Source organism: Paraburkholderia sp. EG304 (assembly GCF_046543485.1).
In the GTDB taxonomy this organism is placed as follows: Bacteria; Pseudomonadota; Gammaproteobacteria; order Burkholderiales; family Burkholderiaceae; genus Paraburkholderia; species Paraburkholderia youngii.
Genome location: NZ_JBKGUA010000036.1, coordinates 45,423 through 65,145 on the forward strand (window position 1 = coordinate 45,423; position 19,723 = coordinate 65,145).

Genomic DNA, 19,723 nt, shown 5'->3' on the forward strand with positions numbered 1-19,723 from the left:
CAAGCGAAAACCCTTAGATCGGGCGGGCCACCGACGTGCTTGCACGTTGATCAGACGAGATGCGCGCGGAAAAGATCGCCCGTTCTACGTTCATCCGCAGCACATCGCATGCCGCTGATGCGAACTGGATGCACCGCCAGATCGCTTGCTTTCGCACACTTACGCTCTATCGCACGGCCTCTTACAATGACAATGCTAACTGAACTAGCCGCCCGGATTCCAGCTTGAATCGCTACGCCCTGCTTCTCATTACCTCGATGCTGCTGGTCGGCAGCAATGTCGGAATCGGTAAATCGATCGTCGCCTTCGTTCCCGTCCCGCTGTTCGCGCTGCTGCGTTTCGTGATCGCGATGGCCGTGCTATGGCCGCTGCTGCGCGTGACAAAACTGCGCCGCGTCAAACGCGACGAATGGATCAACCTGTTTTTGCAAGCGCTATTCGGCACCTTCGGCTTCACGCTGCTGATGCTCAACGGCGTCGCGCGCACCAGCGCGGTCGCGGCCGGCGTGATCACGAGCACGATTCCGGCGGTCGTCGCACTGCTGTCGTGGCTGATCCTGAAGGAGCGGCCGGATGGCCGCGCGATCGCATCGATCGTGCTGGCGATCGTCGGCGTCGTCGTCATCAATGTCGCGCACGGCGAGGCGGGCGCGTATGCGACGGCCGGCACCGGCTCGCTCGCGGGCAACTTCATGGTGCTCGGCGCCGTGTGCTGCGAATCGCTGTACGTCATCCTGTCGCGCCGCCTCACGCAGACGCTCGCGCCGATCGACATCTGCGCGTACACGCATCTGTTCGGCCTGTTGCTGATGCTGCCGCTCGGCGCCGGCGCGCTCGCGCATTTCGACTATCGCGCGGTGCCGTCGAGCGTCTGGATGCTGGTGCTGTGGTACGGGCTGTCGGCGAGCATCTTCTCGTTCTGGCTGTGGATGAAAGGCATCCGCCACGTGCCAGGCAGTCTCGCCGGCGTGTTCAGCGCGGTGCTGCCGGTCGCCGCGGCGCTCTACGGCATCGTGTTCCTCGGCGAGCGGCCCACGCTCGCGCACGGCATCGCGCTTGCCTGCGTGGTCGCGGGTATCGCTCTCGCGAGCCTGAAGGCGCGCAGCGTGCCGCCGGTCGCATCGTAATTCCAGTATGGCCGGCGCGCTGCCCGCCGCGGAGCAGCAGATTCGACCGACGCTGTACAATACGGCGCCCGACGCGAGTCTCGCGTTCCTTCGATGGCCGCGCCCCGCGCCGCCGTCGGCGCCTGGCCCGTGTTACATCACCCCCGCTTCATCTGACCGTTGCCTATGTCCGCTTCGCGACCCGCCTCTGCCCGTCCGCGCCGCCCTATGCGCGCGCTGCCCCACCTCGTTTTCATGAGCCGTTGGCTGCAGGTGCCGCTGTATCTCGGGCTGATCGTCGCGCAGGCAGTCTACGTCGTGCTGTTCCTGAAGGAAGTCTGGCATCTGGTGTCGGACGCGATGAAGCTCGACGAAACCAGCATCATGCTCGTCGTGCTGGGCCTGATCGACGTGGTGATGATCTCGAACCTGCTGATCATGGTGATCATCGGCGGGTATGAAACGTTCGTGTCGCGCCTGGGCCTCGACGGCCATCCGGACGAACCGGAATGGCTCGATCACGTGAACGCCGGCGTGCTGAAAGTAAAGCTGTCGATGGCGCTGATCAGCATCTCGTCGATCCATCTGCTGAAGACCTTCATCAGCCCCGACCAGAACACGACGCACACGATCATGTGGCAGGTGATCATCCACGTCACGTTCCTCGTTTCCGCGCTCGTGATGGCGCTCGTCGACCGCCTCACCACCCACACGCATCCCAAGCATTTCGAAGAGCCCGCGGCATTGCACGCCGTGGGCGGCATCAAGGTTTCCACTCCCCTGAAGGCGCAAGACTGACCGCACGCGCTGCGATCCGACAACAAGCGCCTCCCCACTGAGCTAGCCATGACCGTCATCAAACAGGAAGATCTGATCCAGAGCATCGCTGATTCGCTGCAGTACATCAGCTACTACCATCCGCTCGACTACATCGAAGCGCTCGGCCGCGCTTACGAGCTCGAACAGAGCCCCGCAGCGAAAGACGCGATCGCTCAGATCTTGACCAACAGCCGCATGTGCGCCGAAGGCAAGCGCCCGATCTGCCAGGACACCGGCATCGTCACGGTGTTCGTGAAGGTCGGCATGGACGTGCGCTGGGACGGCGCCACGATGAGTGTCACCGACATGATCAACGAAGGCGTGCGCCGCGGTTACCTGAACCCGGACAACGTACTGCGCGCATCGATCGTGAGCCCGCCCGAAGGCGCGCGCAAGAACACCAAGGACAACACGCCGGCCGTGATCCACTACGAGATCGTGCCGGGCGACAAGGTCGACGTGCAGGTCGCGGCCAAGGGTGGCGGCTCGGAGAACAAGTCGAAGTTCGCGATGCTGAACCCGTCGGACTCGATCGTCGACTGGATTCTGAAGACCGTGCCGACGATGGGCGCCGGCTGGTGCCCGCCGGGCATGCTGGGCATCGGCATCGGCGGCACCGCTGAGAAAGCGATGGTGATGGCGAAGGAATCGCTGATGGACCCGATCGACATCCAGGACGTGATCGCACGCGGCCCGAAGGACTGGATCGAAGAGCTGCGCGTCGAACTGCACGAGAAGGTCAACGCGCTCGGTATCGGCGCGCAGGGTCTCGGTGGCCTGTCCACTGTGCTCGACGTCAAGATCATGGCTGCGCCGACGCACGCCGCGTCCAAGCCGATCGCGATCATCCCGAACTGCGCGGCGACCCGCCACGCGCACTTCACGCTCGACGGTTCGGGCGTCGCCAGGCTCGAAGCGCCGTCGCTCGACGCATGGCCGAAGGTGCACTGGGAACCGAACACGGAAACCAGCAAGCGCGTCGATCTGAACACGCTGACGCCGGAAGAAGTGGCCGGCTGGAAGCCGGGCCAGACGCTGCTGCTGTCGGGCAAGATGTTGACGGGCCGCGACGCCGCGCACAAGCGCATCGCCGACATGCTCGCGAAGGGCGAGAAGCTGCCGGTCGATTTCACCAACCGCGTAATCTACTACGTCGGCCCGGTCGATCCGGTGCGCGACGAAGCGGTCGGCCCGGCAGGCCCCACCACCGCGACGCGGATGGACAAGTTCACCGAGACGATGCTCGCGCAAACGGGCCTGATTTCGATGATCGGCAAGGCCGAGCGCGGCCCGGTCGCGATCGAGGCGATCAAGAAGCACAAGGCCGCGTATCTGATGGCTGTCGGCGGCGCCGCGTATCTCGTGTCGAAGGCGATCCGCAGCGCGAAGGTGCTCGCGTTCGAAGACCTCGGCATGGAAGCGATCTACGAGTTCGACGTGCAAGACATGCCGGTCACGGTCGCCGTCGATTCGAACGGCACCTCCGTGCACCAGACCGGCCCGAAGGAATGGCAGGCCAAGATCGGCAAGATTCCGGTCGCCACGGCTTAATGAGTCGCGATTAACGCCACTCAGATCAGTCGAAAAGCCGGGGCTGCGGTCCCGGCTTTTTTTTGCCCGCATCATGCATGCGCAAGGCGCCGCACGTACGAGGCCGCGAACGGCGCCAAAAGTTGTGACGGATTCTTGGCTTTTTTGGGCATGGCGTTTATTGTTGTTGGAAATTCAAGGTCCCCGAAAAAGGAAATAACATGCAAGGCGACAAGAAGGTCATCGAATATCTGAACGCGCAGCTGAAGAACGAGCTGACCGCGATCAACCAGTACTTCCTGCATGCGCGGATGTACGGCCACTGGGGCCTCGACAAGCTCGGCAAGCACGAGTACGACGAGTCGATCGGCGAAATGAAGCATGCCGACATGCTGATCGAACGGATCTTCATGCTCGACGGTCTGCCGAATCTACAGGACCTGCACAAGCTGCTGATCGGTGAGGAAACCAAAGAGATCCTCGAATGCGATCTGAAGCTCGAACAGGTTTCGCAAAGCACCTGCAAGGAGGCGATTGCCTACTGCGAATCGGTGCGCGATTTCATCTCGCGTGAAATCTTCACGAAGATTCTCGACGACACCGAAGAGCACATCGACTGGCTCGAGACCCAGCTCGATCTGATCGACAAGGTCGGTATCCAGAACTACCAGCAAAGCGCGATGGGCTCGGTCGAGTCGTGAGCGAGGCACGTTGAAGCATCCCGCGCGGTAGCGGCCCGACACCTGCCCAGCAGGCATTCGCGCCGGACCGTACCGCGTGGGCGATATACTTGCGCGCCTGCTCGCGCTTCGCCGCTGGCTCCCCCTGTTTCTTCGACCGCCACGTCACGATCGTTTTCTTCACTATGCCCGTCCCCGCGCCGTCCCCGACTGTCCGCAGTGTTGCCGCTGGCGCCGCGTCGCAGGCGCCGATCGGTATTTTCGATTCGGGGCTCGGCGGACTGTCGGTGCTGCGTGCGGTGCGCGCGCAACTGCCTGACGAGGCGCTGCTGTATGTCGCCGATTCGCTGTACGCGCCCTATGGCGAGCGCGACGACGACTTCATCACCGACCGCACGCTAGCGATCGGCGAATGGCTCGCCGCACGAGGCGCGAAGGCGCTCGTGGTCGCGTGCAATACGGCGACCGCGCAGTCGATCGCGCTGGTGCGCGAAAAGCTGCCGATTCCTCTCATCGGCGTCGAACCGGGCGTCAAGCCCGCGGCACTGCAATCGAAAAGCCGCGTCGCCGGCGTGCTGGCGACCCAGGCGACGTTGCGCAGCGCCCGCTTCCAGGGGCTGCTCGAACGCTACGCCGCCGATTGCCGCTTTCTGTGCCAACCCGGGCACGGGCTCGTCCAGGCGGTCGAGCGCTGCGACGTCGGCTCGGCCGAGCTGCGCGCACTGCTGCGCAGCTACCTGCAACCGATGCTCGACGCCGGCGCCGATACGCTGGTGCTCGGCTGCACCCATTACCCGTTTCTCGACGCGGCGATCCGCGACATCGTCGGCGAGCGGCTCGCGCTGATCGACACGAGCGTGGCGATCGCGCGCCAGCTCGAACGCGTGCTCGAGCAGCACGGCCTGCGCGCCGCCACGCCGGCCGCAAGCACGCCACCACCAAGCTTCTACTCCACCGACGACGGCATCCATCAGCAGCAACTGGCCGCCACACTGCTTCGGATCGAGGCCGTGGTCGAGCAGGTATCGATACCGTCCCGCCGCACGGTCGCATCGGATTCCCGCGCCGCGTAGCGCTAGATCAGGGCGCCCGCTGCCCGTTCCTCCGACGGAATCCATTCTAAGAGGCTGGTTTTGTTACAAAAAATCGCACGGGACGCTTGCCAAACGAACCAAACAAAATGATAATAATTCGCATTAAGGTTAGCTATGACGCCTGCCATGATCGTCTGTGTCTGCAAATCCGTTTCCGACCGCACAATCCGCTCCTCCATTGCGGACGGCATCGACTCGTTCGACGAGTTGCAGTTTGAACTTGGCGTCGCCTCGTGCTGCGGCAAGTGCGAGGAATCCGTGCGCGACGTGATGCTGCAAAGCGGCGTGTGCGCGAGTCGTTGCGGCGTGGTCGAGCGTCATCAGCAGGTGCAGAGCGTCGCCGAGGTTGTGCAGGTCACGTTCTACGAGCGCAAGGCAGCCTAAGTTAGCTAGCGGGGCGCGGTGCAAGCCGTGTCGGTGTGTCCAAAGCCCCCTACTTCATGCACGTTTAATGTAACGCTTAATGCGGCATTGAAAGAGTGCCGCATACCTGCAACACAACCGCAGTACAGTCCGCCATACCGCGTTATCCCACTGCCGTCAGCAAGCCAGTATTCGTACCAGCCAGCTAACCCCGCTCTCCCTTTCGAAAGGAGTCTGAGATGGAATTGCTGATTGGTTTCGTGACTACTTTGTTCATTTCGCTGCTGATTTTCCGAACATGACGATGTCCTGTCCACCGCGCCGCCTGAACGGTGCGCTGCCACACTGACCATGCAGGCTCCGCACCCCGTTACCGCAGGCGCCCCGCTGGCGTCGTCCGCCCGACCGAATTCCCGCGCACTGGCGGCCACCGCCGTGGTCGCCGTGGTTCACGTCGCGCTGCTCGCCGTGATCATGACGCTGCGTCACGAGCCTGTGCAGGTCGCGCTCGAATCGCGCGTGATGACCGCCGAACTGCTGCCGCCCGCACCAGTCGCCGCGCCGGTCGCGCTGCAATCGATCGCACCGCCGCCGCCTCAGCCGACGCCGCCCGTCCATACGAAGCCCAAAGTCCAGCCGAAGCCAGCGCCCACGCCGAAGCCGACGCCGACCCCGTTGCCCGAGGCCGCTGCGCCGTCGCCGACGCCCGTCGCGGCGCCCGATCCGACACCGCCCGCGCCTGCCGCACCAGCGACGCCGCCCGCCGCGGCAGCGCCCGCGATCGGCAAACAGACGATGGACATCAGCGCGCCAAAGAACGTGTCGCATCTCGATTGCAACATCGCCCATCCGGACTACCCCGCGCTGTCGCGGCGCCGCGGCGAGGCCGGCACGGCGTACGTCCATTTCGTGGTCGGCCTGACCGGCAAGCTCGAAGGTATCGAGTTGAAGAAGAGCAGCGGCTTTAGCCGTCTCGACGACGCGGCCGTCGCCGCCGTGCGCGCGAGCGCCTGCAAACCGTATCTCGAGAATGGCGAGCCCGTCAGGGCCGCGTACACCCAGCCTTTCAACTTCAATCTCACCGACTGAAACAAGCTTTCAAAAAACAAGGAATTGCGATGCAAAACTACGGATTGGCGCACGTGTGGGCGCAAGGGGATTTCGTGACGCGCGGTATCGCGCTCGCACTGTTGATCATGTCGGTGATGTCGTGGAGCGTGATCGTCGTCAAAGGCTGGAATGTGGTGCGTCTGAAGCGCCTGACGAAGAACGCCGAGCAGGCATTCTGGCATTCGGACGATCTCGCCGACGGCGTGAAGAAGCTCGGCGGCGGTGCCTCGACGCCGCATGACAACCCGTTCCTCGCACTCGCGCTGTCGGGCCAGGAAGCGGCCGACCATCATCACCAGACGCAGCCGCATCTGCATGACCGCATGGACGTGTCGGACTGGATCACGCGCTGCCTGAAAGACACGATGGACGAAAGCGTCGCGCGCATGCAGAGCGGTCTCGCGATTCTCGCGTCGATCGGCAGCACCGCGCCGTTCGTCGGCCTGTTCGGCACCGTGTGGGGCATCTATCACGCGCTGCTCGCGATCGGCGCGAGCGGCCAGTCATCGATCGACCAGGTCGCCGGCCCGGTCGGCGAAGCCCTGATCATGACCGCGTTCGGTCTGTTCGTCGCGATTCCGGCGGTGCTCGGCTACAACGCGCTGACGCGCGCCAATAAGGCGATCGTCGCGAAGCTGAGCCGTTTCGCGCACGGCCTGCATGCGTTCTTCGTAACGGGTGCCCGTCTGTCGTCGACCAAGCGCGGCGACGGCCTGCGTCTCGCGACCCGCGCCAACTGATCGACGAGGCATTCCGATGGCAATGAGCCCTTTCGCCGGAGACGATGACGACGGCCTGATGAACGAAATCAACATGACGCCGCTCGTCGACGTGATGCTGGTTCTGCTGATCGTCTTCATGGTGACGATTCCGGTGATCCGCCACGCGGTCAAGATCGATCTGCCGCATGCGAGCAGTCAGAAGGAAGACACGAAGCCCGCGCAGGTGACGGTGTCGATCGACGCGGACGGCAACGTGCTGTGGGACAACACTAAGGTCGACGACGCGGCGCTCGCCGCGAAGATCGCCGCGGCCTCGCAGGCGAGCCCGCAGCCGGAGCTGCATCTCGATGCGGACCGCAAGGTGCCGTACGAGAAGGTCGCTCAGGTGATGTCCGCCGCGCAGGCTGGAGGACTGACGAAGATCGGTTTCGTCACGCAGCCCAAAGCGAAGTAACGGGTAGCGTGACACGCGAAGCGGAACGCTCCTCCACGCGAAAACCATGTTGAAACACGGCCAGAAAGTAAAAGGCCTTCATCGTCGGATGAAGGCCTTTTTTGTGCGCGCTCGGCGCCTTCGGGCGGCGGGATCATTTGCCATCGGCCGAAGACTGATAGCTTTTATCACCGCATGCGAGGGCCGTGGTCGACACGGACAACGCGGTCAGCCCTATCAGGCCCGCTATGATAGCGGCCATGAGTTTTCGCATAGGAGACTCCTTAGCGAAAGGGATTTCACTATATTCCTGTGCGCGCGCGCATTCAAGCAAACGGCCATTGAAAGTAACCATAACAGGCCACGCTTAAATGCTAAAAGCGATTTGCGAAGCGCGATAGCGCCCGCAGCGTACCGTGCGACTCTTGAGTTTCCTCGAGCTTCTTATCAAGCCACCGTCGACGCAACCGGAGCCGCCGCCGCAACCGACGCCTGCGCCACCGTTTTGTTGCCGTGCGCCGGACACTCGCCCATGATGTGCTTACCTTCATCCGGATCGAGCATCTCGACCAGATAATCGACGAACGCGCGCACCGCCGGCACCATGCCCTGGCGCGATACGAACACCGCGTACAGTTGCGGCGTCGGAAAACTCCAGCCCGGCATCACCGGTGACAACAGCCCTGCCCTCAGCGCGGCGCCATACATCATCTCGGGCAATGCGGCGATGCCGACACCGGCCAGCACCGCCTCGCGGATCGTCATCAGATCGGCGGTCACGAGGCGCGGCTCGTGTTCGTGAGCATGGCGCGTACCGTCGGGCGAGATCAGGTTGTACACGTGGCGGCCGTCGCTCGTCGGTACGTCCAGTGTTTCGAAGCGGTTCAGGTCGGCCGGCGTCAGCGGCGGCGCATTCTGCTGCAGCAGGCTAGGCGCGCCGACCAGCATCTGCTCGGTGCGCCACAGCGGCCGCACGACGATGTTCGCGTTCTCCGGCGGATCGGAACGCACGCGCAACGCGACGTCGATCGAATCCTCGAACAGATCGACCACGCGATTGGTCACGCGCATCACGACGCGCACCTCCGGATAGCGGTGCATGAATTCCGGCAGGATCGTCGACAGAATCGTCTGCGAGATCGTGACCGGCACGCTGACGCGCACCGTGCCGCGCGGCGACGAGCGCAGCTGCTGCACGACATTGACCGCCGCCTGCGCTTCGCTGAGCATCGCCTGACAGTGCTGGTAGAACAGCTGCCCCGCTTCGGTCAGCGCGAGCTTGCGAGTGGAACGCTGCAACAGCCGAACGCCGAGCGACGCTTCCAGCTCCGTGAGCCGGCGCGACAGGCGCGACTTCGAGATGCCCAACACCCGCTCGGCGGCCGAAAATCCGCCATGTTCGACGACCTGCGAAAAGTACATCAGGTCGTTCAGGTTGTGTGAATCGATCTTCATCTCATCGTTCCATGAACAGAACAATCCATTGCTGAGGGGTGGCTGGCACCGCGAAAAACGGTCCCTATAATAGCTCCATGTTTCAGAAATAATGCTATTCCCCATTTTTCGAGGTGATATTGATGACTACGTCACGCACGATCGAACGCACGTTTCCGTCGGTTCGCACGGTGGAAGGCGGCGGATTCGTCGTTCATCGGCCGTTTCCGACGCGTCTCCTGATGGACTTCGATCCGTTCCTGCTGCTCGACGAAATGGGGCCGGTCGACTATGCGCCGGGCGAGGCCATCGGCGCGCCCGATCATCCGCATCGCGGCTTCGAGACGGTCACCTATGTGCTCGAGGGCCAGTTCGGCCACAAGGACTCGGCGGGCCATTCGGGCACGCTGCACGCCGGCGACGTCCAGTGGATGACAGCGGGCGCGGGCGTCGTGCATAGCGAAATGCCCGACCCCGAATTCACGCGCACCGGCGGCCGCGTGCACGGCCTGCAGTTGTGGGTGAACCTGCCGCGTCGCGACAAGATGATCGCGCCGCGCTACCAGGAGATCCCGTCGGCACGTATCCCTGTCGCGACGTCGGAAGACGGCCAGGTGCGCGTCAAGGTCATCGCGGGCGAAGCGCTCGGCGTCAAGGCCGCGATCGAAACGCGTACGCCGATCCTGTATCAGCATTTCTCGCTGCAGCCGGGCGCGACGATCCGTCAGCCGGTGCCGGCCGACTACCGCGTGTTCGCGTATGGGTTGTCCGGCAAGGGCGTGTATGGCGAAGGCGAGGCGCGCGCCGACATCGACGCGCGCACGATGGTCGTGTTCGCCAACGACGGCGACGCGGTGACCATCACGGCCGGCGACGAACCGCTCGAAGTGCTGCTGCTCGGCGGCGTGCCGCTGAAGGAGCCGGTCGTGCGCTATGGCCCGTTCGTGATGAATACCGAGGACGAGATCCGTCAGGCGGTGGTCGACTATCAGGCCGGGCGGATGGGCGCGATCACGCATTGACAGGCTAACGCGCGCCGCCAGATCGTCCCTCTCGGGGCGCGAACACCGGTAAATTCGGTCACAATATCGGCTCACGTCGCGCGGGCCGCGTTGATTGCAACAGTCCGCGGCGCGCGACCCAATATGATTCCTATCACAGGAGCGCGCATGGCAGAGCCCACCGTCACCGCCCACATCGGTTCGACGAATTTTCAGGTCGTGTTCGACGACGGCAAGCACACATGGATTGCCGACGAGCCCGAATCGCTAGGCGGCGGCGACCGCGGCCCGACGCCGGTCTCGCTGCTGCTGTCGAGCCTCGGCGCGTGCACGTCGATCACGCTGAAGATGTATGCGCAGCGCAAAGGCTGGCCGCTCGCGGGCGTACGGGTCAAACTGTCGATGGAAACCGGCGACGCGGGTTCGACGATCGACCGTCAGATCATGCTCGATGGCGACCTGTCCGACGAGCAGCGGGAACGGCTTTTGCAAATTGCCAATGCATGCCCGGTGCACAAGATCCTCACGCACACGATCTCGATCCGCTCCGCGCTCGCCGTCGCTTAACAGGCGCACCAGACGATGCATAGGACGGTCGGACGTCGCCCGTTCGGGCCACGGGCATTGCAATATTTTCATAGGACGCAGTCGACTTGAATTTCGAACACCTCATTCAGATCAACGATCCGTTGAATCCCCTCGTCGAATCGATGACCCGCGAGCAGTTGTGGGAAGGTCTCGTGTTGCGCGCCGAGCAGCCGCAACTGTTCGTGATGGGTCTCGACAGCTGCACGATCCTGTCGCGCGACGGCAATGTGCTAGAGCGTGAGTTGCACTACGGCCAGGCCACCGTGCGCGATCGCGTCACCCTGCGGGAAAGCGACAGCGTGCGCTACGACATCCTGCCGACCGCCGAGCACGTCGGCGGCTCACTGACGATGACGATCGAGCAACCCGACGAACTACAGCTGTTCCTGCGCTTCGAGTACGCGACCACGCTGCCCGTCTCGACCACCGATCAGGACGCCGTGCGGACACAGGAGATCGTCAAGTCCGCGTATCGCGAGAACGATATCGATACGGTGCGGCTGATCCGCCAGTTCGTCGCGACCAAACAGGAACCGGGACCGTTGCACTGAGAAACCGCGCGGGCGTCCTGCCCGCGCCGTCGCGGGGCCATGTCCACGATGGCCCCCACGGTCGTCGTCTAGCCGCACATTTCATTCAGCTATCAAAAGTCCAATCCGATCAATTTCGCGAGCTTGTAAATAGGAATGGTTATCATTTAGAATCCTCCCATCGAATCAACGAACAAGCTAAAACGAATGACCGATATGACTCGCTCCACCACGCTCAGCCCGCGCCGCTCAGCGGCCGCGCTGACCAGTCGCCCGAAGCCGTCGACGACGACCGCGCCCGCGGCGAAGCCCACCGCGGAACGCACCACCGGCCAGGGCGAGACGGCGGAACGGGTCGTGCGCAGCGACGCGCTGCTGCAAGGCCATAGTTACATCAGCATCGTGCACAACGGCGAGACGTACCGGTTACGTGCGACGCGCCTCGGCAAGCTGATCCTGACGAAGTAGCAACGCAACGCGAACGAAGTAAGTACTGGGTATTGTGGGGACCACCTCCGCGAGAGGTGTTAGGCAATAGCCAGCCACGACGGCTTGCACGCGAGAACTAGACCCCTTCGTGCAGACACCAAGCCAGCCGTCGCAGCCAGCCAGGCCTTTTTTTGGTTCTCACTCGAAAGCGGATGCGCGCACTGGCGCACATCGCTGGAGATGAAAATGAAAAAGCCGTGGGATGTTGCCATCCCACGGCTTTTTCTTTGCGCGTGCGCCTGCGTTCGCACCGAACGCAGGCCAGATACTTACTTCGACGCCCAGCCCCAGAACATCAGCCACCACGCGCTATTGACGACCGCCAGCGCCGCGACGAACCACAGCATCGCCAGCGCCCGCTGCACGAAGCGCTCGCTATAGCGACGCGTGACGAGCCACGCGAGCCATGCGCTCCACGCGCTGGCAATCACCAGAATCGCGATGCGCAGATCCGATGCCCACCACAGCGACACGTGCTCGGCGCGCAGCAATGACAGCGTCGTCGCCGATAAACCGAGGAACACGCCCGCGCCCGCGATCGGAATCAGCCCCTGCGTCAAGTGATGCAGCCGCGTTGCGTTGAAGCGCCCGAGCATGCGCGTGGCGCCCGCCAGCAACAGCAGCAGCGCGGTGCCATAGACGAGCGCCGTCGCGAGGATGTAGCCGATCAGCAGCGAGCCATCGAGCCACGAGAACACGTCGTTCTGATCGGGGTAATGCGTGAACAGGAACCACGGGGCGTTGGTTTCAAGCGGCCACGTGATGTCGTGGTCGACGAGCCAGGTCGCCGCGAACATCTTCAGGTCGATGAACCAGCGCGACGCGGTCCAGTGGAACGCGCCGATCGCGATGCCGAGCAGGCCGTAGAGGATCAACGCGGTGTCCCATGGATTCGCCTTGTTGTCGCCCAACTGCACGACTTCCGTCGACGGCTTGCGCCACGTCAGCGCGATCGCATCACGGTGTCCGCTGCAGCGGCCGCACATATGGCAGTCGGCCGCGCCCTTCATGTTGCGCAACGGCACGAGCGGCGCGCAGTTGATCGGAATCACCCGGTGCCCATGCTCGCCGTTCGTGTATGAACGGCGCCACGCGTCTTCGTCGACCTTGTAGTGAAATGGAGCGAGGCGCGCCAGAAGCGAAAAAACCCCGTTGACGGGGCACAGGTATTTGCACCAGACGCGCTTCTCGCGTCCGTACAGCAGACCGATCACGATCGCTGCGAAAGTCGAGCCGCCGAGCACCAGCAATACCGCTTTCGGATACTGGTAGACGCTCACCATCTGACCATAGATCGTCGTGATGCCGAACGCAACGAAGGGCCATCCGCCCCAGCGCATCCAGTGCGGAATCGCGCGGCCGCGGCCGAACTTGCTCGCGAATTCGGCAAGTGCGCCCTCTGGGCACAGCACGCCGCACCAGACGCGGCCGAGCATCACCATCGACAGCAGCACGAACGGCCACCAGATGCCCCAGAACACGAACTGCGCGGCGAGCGTCAGGTTGCTCCAAAAGTGCGCGGTATCGTCCGGCAGCGGCATCAGCGCGGGCACGATGATCAGGAACGCGTATACCGCGACCACGATCCATTGGATGCCACGAATCACCGCCCCATGGCGCTGCATCCACTGGCCGACCGCCGCGAGGCGGCCCGACCGCGAAGCCATCACGGCGCTCATGCCGCGCGCCCTGCTGTTTGCTGCGCGGGCTTGCGAGTGGCGCGGCGCACCAGCAGATAAACGACCGCCCAGTACACGGCATAGGCAAGCAGATTCATCAGTGCCGGATGCGCACGGTAACCGGTCAGCGTCGCGACGAGCGAACCGAAGGTGCTCGAATCATCGAGGATCGCCGAAGAATTCCACAGCTGGTCGACGAGCGTCGGCAGGATTTCCTTGTCGATCAGTTTGTCGATGCCGGTCTGGAACAGCCCCGCGCCGAGGAACAGCAGCATGATTTCGGTGACGCGGAAAAAGAGCCGCCACGAGATGATCTTGCCGCCGAGCTGCAACACGTAGAAGGTCAGGAACGCGAGCGCAAGCCCGATCGCAACGGCGAGCATCTGGCTGCCGTCGACATGACCCGACTGGCCGAAGCCGAGGCCGTACAGGAAGATCACGGTTTCGCTGCCCTCACGCGCGATCGCCAGTGCGACCAGCACCGCGACACCCCACCAGTTCGAATCGCGCTTGCTCTTTTGCAGCGACTGTTCCATGTCGCGCTTCAGCGTGCGGCCGTGCTGCTTCATCCACAGCACCATCTGCACGATCAGCACGCAGGCGATGAGCACCATCGCGGTCTGGAAGTAATCCTGCGCGTCACCGGAGAGCACCTCGGTGAAGCCGACCAGCGCAGCGCCGAGGGCGACCGCCGCGATTACGCCGGCCGCCAGGCCGCCCCACAGGTACGGCAGGCCGCGGCGCGCGTCGTCGTCGCCATTTTTCAACCACGCGTACAGGATGCCGACGACCAGCAGCGCCTCGACACTTTCCCGCCACACGATGAACAGAATCTGACCCATTCAAGCTCTCCCTTCGATACTTCTACTGCCCGCTTCCGTTGTCTCGCGCGAACGACAGCGGCCGCTTGCCGCGGCGCTCGCCGCCGGTCGAGACCACTGCTTACTTCGCGACGATCACGCCCTGCGCCTGCTGGTGAAAGTCGTCGAAAAACTTGTATTCGCCCGGCTCCAGCGGAGCGATCACGACGAACGAATCGGCGCCCGGCGCCAGCACCTTCTCTTTGCGCAACTGCACGCTTTCGAATTCGGCTGCGCCCTTGCCGGTGTTACGCACTTCGATCTTGATACGCTGCCCCGCGGGCACTTCGATACGGGCCGGGTTCAGCTTGCCGTCGTTCATTTCGAGCTTGAAGGTCGGCAGGTCGGCTGCGTGAGCCGTGGCCGCCAGGCAAAACGTGGCGGCAAGCATCGTGATCTTTCGGTTGATTCCCATTGCCCTTTCCGGAAAACGCGACGCGCCGACGCCGGGTATCACACCGACCGTTCGCGCGCCGTCTGCTGCATTGACTGATACGTTGAGCGACCGCGTTGGCGCCGCGCGCCGATCAATAACCGCCCTTCTTGCCGATGCCAGCGAACGTGAAGTCGTATTCGAGCGTGATGGGCTTGAACCACGGACCCACGCCGGTTTCCTTGTCGACGTGGCGGCCGAACGCCATGTGGCCCGTCTGCATCGGCGCTTCGACGATCAGCTTCAGGTGATACTTGCCCGGGCCTTGCAGCTTGACGTTGTCGCCGTAGTGCGGACCGTCGTTCGCGACCATCGCCATCAAGTCGCCCTTCAACGGCTGGTTCGAGCCGGCCTTCGTCAGTTCGTAGCGCACCTGCAGATAAGGCATCCAGTCGCCTTCGGCGAATCCGGTCGGATTGTTTTTGACCGCGTGGATGTCGGACTCGAGATGGATGTCCGAATCCGACGCTTTGCGCATCATGCCTTCGGGCTCCATCGTGATCGGCTGCAGATAGACCACGCCGATTTCCATGCCACCCTGAATCTGCTGCTTGCCGATCGGATATTCGGCGGCCGAGGCCGACAGCGCCGCGACTGCGGCTACCGCTGCCGCGCCACCCCGCACAAAGGAAGAAATCCGCATTGATGCTCCGTTTTTATCAGACTGGAATCGATTTCGTTGAAACACGGCGGCCGCAAGTCAGATGTAAATTTAAATGCGAACCATTCTCAATATTGGTCGAGTTTATCATCGATCGCTGACGAGAACAAACCTCTTAGTGCGCTCGGCCTCATGCCAGCATGGTTTTAAGGTTCGCTTAAGGAAATCTTCGTGTGTCAATGATGGCGGGACAGAATTCGGCACGGCCAAAGTGACCGCTTGGGACGGCTCCAGCGGGAGCTTAAGTACTGGCCAATGAGAAAGGGCGTGGCGAGCGGCCGCGCCCTTTCACGGTGGACAAAAGCGGCGGAGGCAAACGTGAATTAGTCGACGCCGGACACGTGATCGCCGACGTTCGCGCCGAACACGCGCTGACGCAGCAGCGCCAATTGGTCGCGGGTCTGGGCAGCTTTCTCGAATTCGAGATTCTTCGCGTGCTCCATCATCTGCTTTTCGAGGCGCTTGATTTCCTTCGCGAGTTGCTTCTCGGACATATCCTCGAACTTCGCGCGGGTCTGCTGCTCCTTCAACTCGGCGCGTGCTTCGTCGACGTTGTACACGCCGTCGATGATGTCGCGAATCCGTTTCACGACCCCACGCGGCGTAATGCCGTGCGCGGCATTGAACGCGATCTGCTTGGCCCGCCGCCGCTCGGTTTCATCGATCGCGCGGCGCATCGAGTCGGTAATGTTGTCCGCGTACAGGATCGCCTTGCCGTTCACGTTACGCGCCGCCCGGCCGATGGTCTGGATCAGCGAACGCTCCGCGCGCAGGAAGCCTTCCTTGTCCGCGTCGAGAATCGCGACCAGCGACACCTCGGGAATATCGAGCCCCTCGCGCAGCAGGTTGATGCCGACCAGCACGTCGAACGCGCCGAGACGCAGATCGCGGATGATCTCGACGCGCTCGACCGTGTCGATGTCGCTGTGCAGGTAGCGCACCTTGATGCCATGGTCGGCCAGAAACTCGGTGAGTTGCTCGGCCATCCGCTTGGTCAGCGTCGTGACCAGCACGCGGTCGCCGGCCTTGATGCGCTCGTTGATCTCGCCGAGCACATCGTCGACCTGACTGCGTGCCGGCCGCACCTCGATTTCGGGGTCGACGAGGCCGGTCGGGCGCACCAGCTGTTCGGCGACCTGCCCCGACGTCTTCTTCTCGTAATCGGCGGGCGTCGCCGACACGAACACGACCTGGCGCATCTTGCGCTCGAACTCGTTGAACTTCAGCGGCCGGTTGTCGAGCGCCGACGGCAGCCGGAAGCCGTAGTCGACGAGGTTTTCCTTGCGCGCGCGGTCGCCGTTGTACATGCCGTTCAGCTGGCCGATCAGCACGTGCGATTCGTCGAGCATCATGATCGCGTCGGGCGGCAGGTAATCGACGAGCGTCGGCGGCGGCTCGCCCGGCGCCGCACCCGAGAAGTGCCGCGAATAGTTCTCGATGCCCTTGCAGAATCCGAGCTCCTGCAGCATTTCGAGGTCGAAGCGGGTGCGCTGCTCGAGCCGCTGCGCCTCGACGAGCTTGCCTTCGCTATAGAAGAACTCGAGCCGCTCACGCAGTTCGGCCTTGATCGTTTCGACCGCGCGCAGCACGGTGTCGCGCGGTGTCACGTAGTGCGACGACGGATACACGGTAAAGCGCGGAATCTTCTGCCGCACGCGACCGGTGAGCGGATCGAACAGCTGCAGCGTTTCAACTTCGTCGTCGAACAGCTCGACGCGCACCGCCATCTCGGCGTGCTCGGCCGGGAAGATATCGATCGTGTCGCCGCGCACGCGGAACGAGCCGCGCTGGAAGTCGGCTTCGTTGCGGCTGTACTGCATCGCGATCAGCCGCGCGATCACATCGCGCTGGCCGAGCCGGTCGCCGGTGCGCAGCGTGAGGATCATCTGGTGGTATTCGGACGGATTGCCGATACCGTAAATCGCCGACACCGTCGCGACGATCACCACGTCGCGCCGCTCCATCAGGCTCTTGGTCGCCGACAGACGCATCTGCTCGATATGCTCGTTGATCGACGAGTCTTTCTCGATGAACAGATCGCGCTGCGGCACATACGCTTCCGGCTGGTAGTAGTCGTAGTACGAGACGAAGTACTCGACCGCGTTGCGCGGAAAGAACTCGCGGAATTCCGAGTACAGCTGCGCGGCGAGCGTCTTGTTCGGCGCGAACACGATTGCCGGCCGGCCGAGCCGCGCGATCGTGTTGGCCATCGTGAAGGTCTTGCCGGAGCCGGTCACGCCGAGCAGCGTCTGGAACGCGAGACCATCGCCGACGCCTTCGACGAGCGTCTCGATGGCCGTGGGCTGGTCGCCGGCGGGCGGATACGGCTGGTAGAGCTTGAACGGCGAACCGTCGAACGTGATGAATTTGGATTCGTCGAGCGTATCGTCGGCTTCAGTCAGATGGTGTTCGGACATGAGGGGCGGCACCGGGCCTTGGGCAAAGAATCATTCTAACGGGTTGCGGAAAGCGAAGATCGAGCGGGGTTACGTAGGGGAGGCGGTGGGCGTGCGGGCGGCGGCGTGTTATGGCCCTTTGCGGACTTCTGCGCGGCGAAGGACAGCGCACCTTGGCCGGGTCGCGCGGTCGGAATCGCCCCGTTCGCTCGAACTGCTTATTGCCACATGGCCCCCAATGCCTGTTTTTCAAGCAAATAATTGACGTTTGGCCATCCGGTCGTCCGAAAAAAGCGCCCGGATTCGTTACAATGCGAAGTTGCGCTCGCTCGCCGCTGTCCATAGGCCGTCCCCGATTTCCGCGTTTCGTCGATCTCACGCCGCACACCCGAAACGCCGCCGACGCGCCAGACGAGGCCGCCCGCGCGCGAAGCCGCCCTCTTTTCACTACTGCTGCCCACCCATCATGTCTCTGTTCTCCGCCGTCGAACTAGCTCCCCGCGACCCGATTCTGGGCCTGAACGAAGCTTTCAACGCCGACACGCGCGCCACCAAGGTCAACCTCGGCGTTGGTGTGTACTTCAATGAAGAAGGCAAGATTCCGCTGCTGCGCGCCGTGCGCGAGGCGGAAAAGGCCCGCGTCGATGCCGCGCTGCCGCGCGGCTATCTGCCGATCGAAGGTATCGCCGCTTACGATGCCGCCGTGCAAAAGCTGCTGCTCGGCAACGACTCGCCGCTGATCGCGGCCGGCCGCGTCGTCACGGCGCAGGCGCTGGGCGGCACGGGCGCGCTGAAGATCGGCGCAGACTTCTTGAAGCGCGTGAACCCCAACAGCAAGGTCGCGATCAGCGACCCGAGCTGGGAAAACCATCGCGCGCTGTTCGAAGGCGCCGGTTTCGTCGTCGAATCGTATCCGTACTATGACGCGCAGACGCATGGCGTGAACTTCGACGGCATGCTGAGCGCGCTGAACAGCTATGCAGCGGGCACGATCGTCGTGCTGCACGCGTGCTGCCACAACCCGACCGGCGTCGACCTGAGCGTCGAACAGTGGAAGCAGGTCGTCGAGGTCGTGAAGGCGCGCAATCTGGTGCCGTTCCTCGATATCGCCTACCAGGGCTTCGGTGACAACATCGAAGCGGACGCGGCAGCCGTGCGTCTGTTCGCGGCGCAGGAACTGAACGTGTTCGTGTCGTCGTCGTTCTCGAAGTCGTTCTCGCTGTACGGCGAGCGTGTCGGCGCACTGTCGATCATCACCTCGAGCAAGGAAGAAGCGGCGCGCGTGCTGTCGCAACTGAAGCGCGTGATCCGCACCAACTACTCGAACCCGCCGACGCACGGCGGCTCTGTGGTCGCAGCCGTGCTCGCGTCGCCGGAACTGCGCGCGACGTGGGAAAGCGAACTGGGCGAAATGCGCGACCGTATCCGCGCAATGCGTAATGGTCTCGTCGAGCGCCTGAAGGCAAGCGGCGTCGATCGCGACTTCAGCTTCGTGAACGCACAGCGCGGAATGTTCTCGTACTCGGGTCTGACGACTCCGCAAGTGGATCGTCTGCGCGAAGAGTTCGGCCTCTATGCGGTCAGCACCGGCCGTATCTGCGTGGCTGCGCTCAATACGCGCAACCTCGACGTCGTCGCCAACGCGATTGCTCACGTGCTGAAGTAGGGCAATTCATGGCGCGGAGTTTTGCCGCGCTATTGCAGCAGGTTTGCCGCTGCAACTGTCTGTAGAAACGGCGCCCTTTTTCAGAAAAGGGCGCCGTTTTTTATGCCTGCCTGACTGTTCGTTCGGCCT

Annotated in this window: 20 protein-coding genes; 14 read left to right on the forward strand and 6 right to left on the reverse strand. The window is 63.2% G+C overall.

Features of this window, described 5'->3' with window-relative positions:
- The first annotated feature begins 224 nt into the window (after positions 1–224).
- The 9 genes from ACLFKU_RS31025 to ACLFKU_RS31065 all read left to right on the forward strand — a co-directional run bounded on the left by ACLFKU_RS31025 (position 225) and on the right by ACLFKU_RS31065 (position 7,878).
- Positions 225–1,127 carry a DMT family transporter gene (locus ACLFKU_RS31025; protein ID WP_410851652.1) on the forward strand — a complete coding sequence of 301 codons (903 nt, stop codon included), beginning with the start codon at positions 225–227 and terminating at the stop codon, positions 1,125–1,127.
- A 207-nt stretch (positions 1,128–1,334) separates the two neighbouring features.
- Positions 1,335–1,904: a TIGR00645 family protein gene (locus tag ACLFKU_RS31030; RefSeq protein WP_217709947.1), complete on the forward strand. Its 570-nt coding sequence runs from the start codon at positions 1,335–1,337 to the stop codon at positions 1,902–1,904.
- A gap of 48 nt (positions 1,905–1,952) precedes the next feature.
- Positions 1,953–3,476, forward strand: a complete 1,524-nt coding sequence (locus ACLFKU_RS31035) for a fumarate hydratase (protein WP_410851653.1) — start codon at positions 1,953–1,955, stop codon at positions 3,474–3,476.
- 200 nt (positions 3,477–3,676) lie between these two features.
- Positions 3,677–4,156, forward strand: a complete 480-nt coding sequence (bfr, locus tag ACLFKU_RS31040) for a bacterioferritin (RefSeq protein WP_013089002.1) — start codon at positions 3,677–3,679, stop codon at positions 4,154–4,156.
- A gap of 164 nt (positions 4,157–4,320) precedes the next feature.
- Positions 4,321–5,208, forward strand: a complete 888-nt coding sequence (gene murI, locus ACLFKU_RS31045; RefSeq protein ID WP_410851654.1) for a glutamate racemase — start codon at positions 4,321–4,323, stop codon at positions 5,206–5,208.
- Between the two features lie 147 nt (positions 5,209–5,355).
- The gene (locus ACLFKU_RS31050) at positions 5,356–5,613 is read left to right on the forward strand and encodes a bacterioferritin-associated ferredoxin (protein ID WP_026228088.1); all 258 of its coding nucleotides are present in this window, start codon (positions 5,356–5,358) and stop codon (positions 5,611–5,613) included.
- 330 nt (positions 5,614–5,943) lie between these two features.
- Positions 5,944–6,681 carry an energy transducer TonB gene (locus ACLFKU_RS31055; protein WP_410851655.1) on the forward strand — a complete coding sequence of 246 codons (738 nt, stop codon included), beginning with the start codon at positions 5,944–5,946 and terminating at the stop codon, positions 6,679–6,681.
- 29 nt (positions 6,682–6,710) lie between these two features.
- A complete protein-coding gene (locus tag ACLFKU_RS31060; RefSeq protein WP_013088998.1) occupies positions 6,711–7,442 on the forward strand; it encodes a MotA/TolQ/ExbB proton channel family protein in 732 nt (243 codons plus the stop codon).
- Positions 7,443–7,458: 16 nt separating this feature from the next.
- Positions 7,459–7,878 (forward strand): ExbD/TolR family protein, encoded by a 420-nt coding sequence (locus ACLFKU_RS31065; protein ID WP_368586700.1) that lies wholly within the window; start codon positions 7,459–7,461, stop codon positions 7,876–7,878.
- A gap of 426 nt (positions 7,879–8,304) precedes the next feature.
- Here ACLFKU_RS31065 and ACLFKU_RS31070 read toward each other — a convergent pair whose 3' ends face one another.
- The gene (locus ACLFKU_RS31070; RefSeq protein ID WP_176123511.1) at positions 8,305–9,312 is read right to left on the reverse strand and encodes a LysR family transcriptional regulator; all 1,008 of its coding nucleotides are present in this window, start codon (positions 9,310–9,312) and stop codon (positions 8,305–8,307) included.
- A gap of 122 nt (positions 9,313–9,434) precedes the next feature.
- Between ACLFKU_RS31070 and ACLFKU_RS31075 the strand changes: the two genes are divergently transcribed.
- The 4 genes from ACLFKU_RS31075 (at position 9,435) to ACLFKU_RS31090 (ending at position 11,878) form a co-directional block, all read left to right on the forward strand.
- Positions 9,435–10,313 carry a pirin family protein gene (locus ACLFKU_RS31075; protein WP_410851656.1) on the forward strand — a complete coding sequence of 293 codons (879 nt, stop codon included), beginning with the start codon at positions 9,435–9,437 and terminating at the stop codon, positions 10,311–10,313.
- A gap of 147 nt (positions 10,314–10,460) precedes the next feature.
- On the forward strand, positions 10,461–10,859 hold the full coding sequence (locus tag ACLFKU_RS31080; RefSeq protein ID WP_410851657.1) for an OsmC family protein: 399 nt from the start codon (positions 10,461–10,463) through the stop codon (positions 10,857–10,859).
- 86 nt (positions 10,860–10,945) lie between these two features.
- Positions 10,946–11,431: an SRPBCC family protein gene (locus tag ACLFKU_RS31085; protein ID WP_368586698.1), complete on the forward strand. Its 486-nt coding sequence runs from the start codon at positions 10,946–10,948 to the stop codon at positions 11,429–11,431.
- A gap of 186 nt (positions 11,432–11,617) precedes the next feature.
- Positions 11,618–11,878 (forward strand): hemin uptake protein HemP, encoded by a 261-nt coding sequence (locus tag ACLFKU_RS31090; RefSeq protein ID WP_410851658.1) that lies wholly within the window; start codon positions 11,618–11,620, stop codon positions 11,876–11,878.
- 290 nt (positions 11,879–12,168) lie between these two features.
- Here ACLFKU_RS31090 and ACLFKU_RS31095 read toward each other — a convergent pair whose 3' ends face one another.
- The 5 genes from ACLFKU_RS31095 to uvrB all read right to left on the reverse strand — a co-directional run bounded on the left by ACLFKU_RS31095 (position 12,169) and on the right by uvrB (position 17,949).
- Positions 12,169–13,578, reverse strand: coding sequence for a 4Fe-4S binding protein (locus tag ACLFKU_RS31095; protein ID WP_410851659.1), 1,410 nt, complete (start codon positions 13,576–13,578; stop codon positions 12,169–12,171).
- A complete protein-coding gene (locus tag ACLFKU_RS31100) occupies positions 13,575–14,420 on the reverse strand; it encodes an FTR1 family protein (protein WP_368586695.1) in 846 nt (281 codons plus the stop codon). The genes ACLFKU_RS31095 and ACLFKU_RS31100 overlap by 4 nt, the downstream gene beginning before the upstream one ends.
- Before the next feature lie 100 nt (positions 14,421–14,520).
- The gene (locus ACLFKU_RS31105; protein WP_013088988.1) at positions 14,521–14,853 is read right to left on the reverse strand and encodes a cupredoxin domain-containing protein; all 333 of its coding nucleotides are present in this window, start codon (positions 14,851–14,853) and stop codon (positions 14,521–14,523) included.
- A 112-nt stretch (positions 14,854–14,965) separates the two neighbouring features.
- The gene (locus ACLFKU_RS31110) at positions 14,966–15,514 is read right to left on the reverse strand and encodes an iron transporter (RefSeq protein ID WP_410851660.1); all 549 of its coding nucleotides are present in this window, start codon (positions 15,512–15,514) and stop codon (positions 14,966–14,968) included.
- A 341-nt stretch (positions 15,515–15,855) separates the two neighbouring features.
- Entirely contained in the window at positions 15,856–17,949 is a 2,094-nt protein-coding gene (uvrB, locus tag ACLFKU_RS31115; protein ID WP_368586693.1) for an excinuclease ABC subunit UvrB, read from the reverse strand.
- Between the two features lie 445 nt (positions 17,950–18,394).
- On the opposite strand from uvrB, the gene ACLFKU_RS31120 reads away from it, so the two are divergent.
- On the forward strand, positions 18,395–19,594 hold the full coding sequence (locus tag ACLFKU_RS31120) for an amino acid aminotransferase (protein WP_410851661.1): 1,200 nt from the start codon (positions 18,395–18,397) through the stop codon (positions 19,592–19,594).
- The last annotated feature ends 129 nt before the right edge of the window (positions 19,595–19,723 follow it).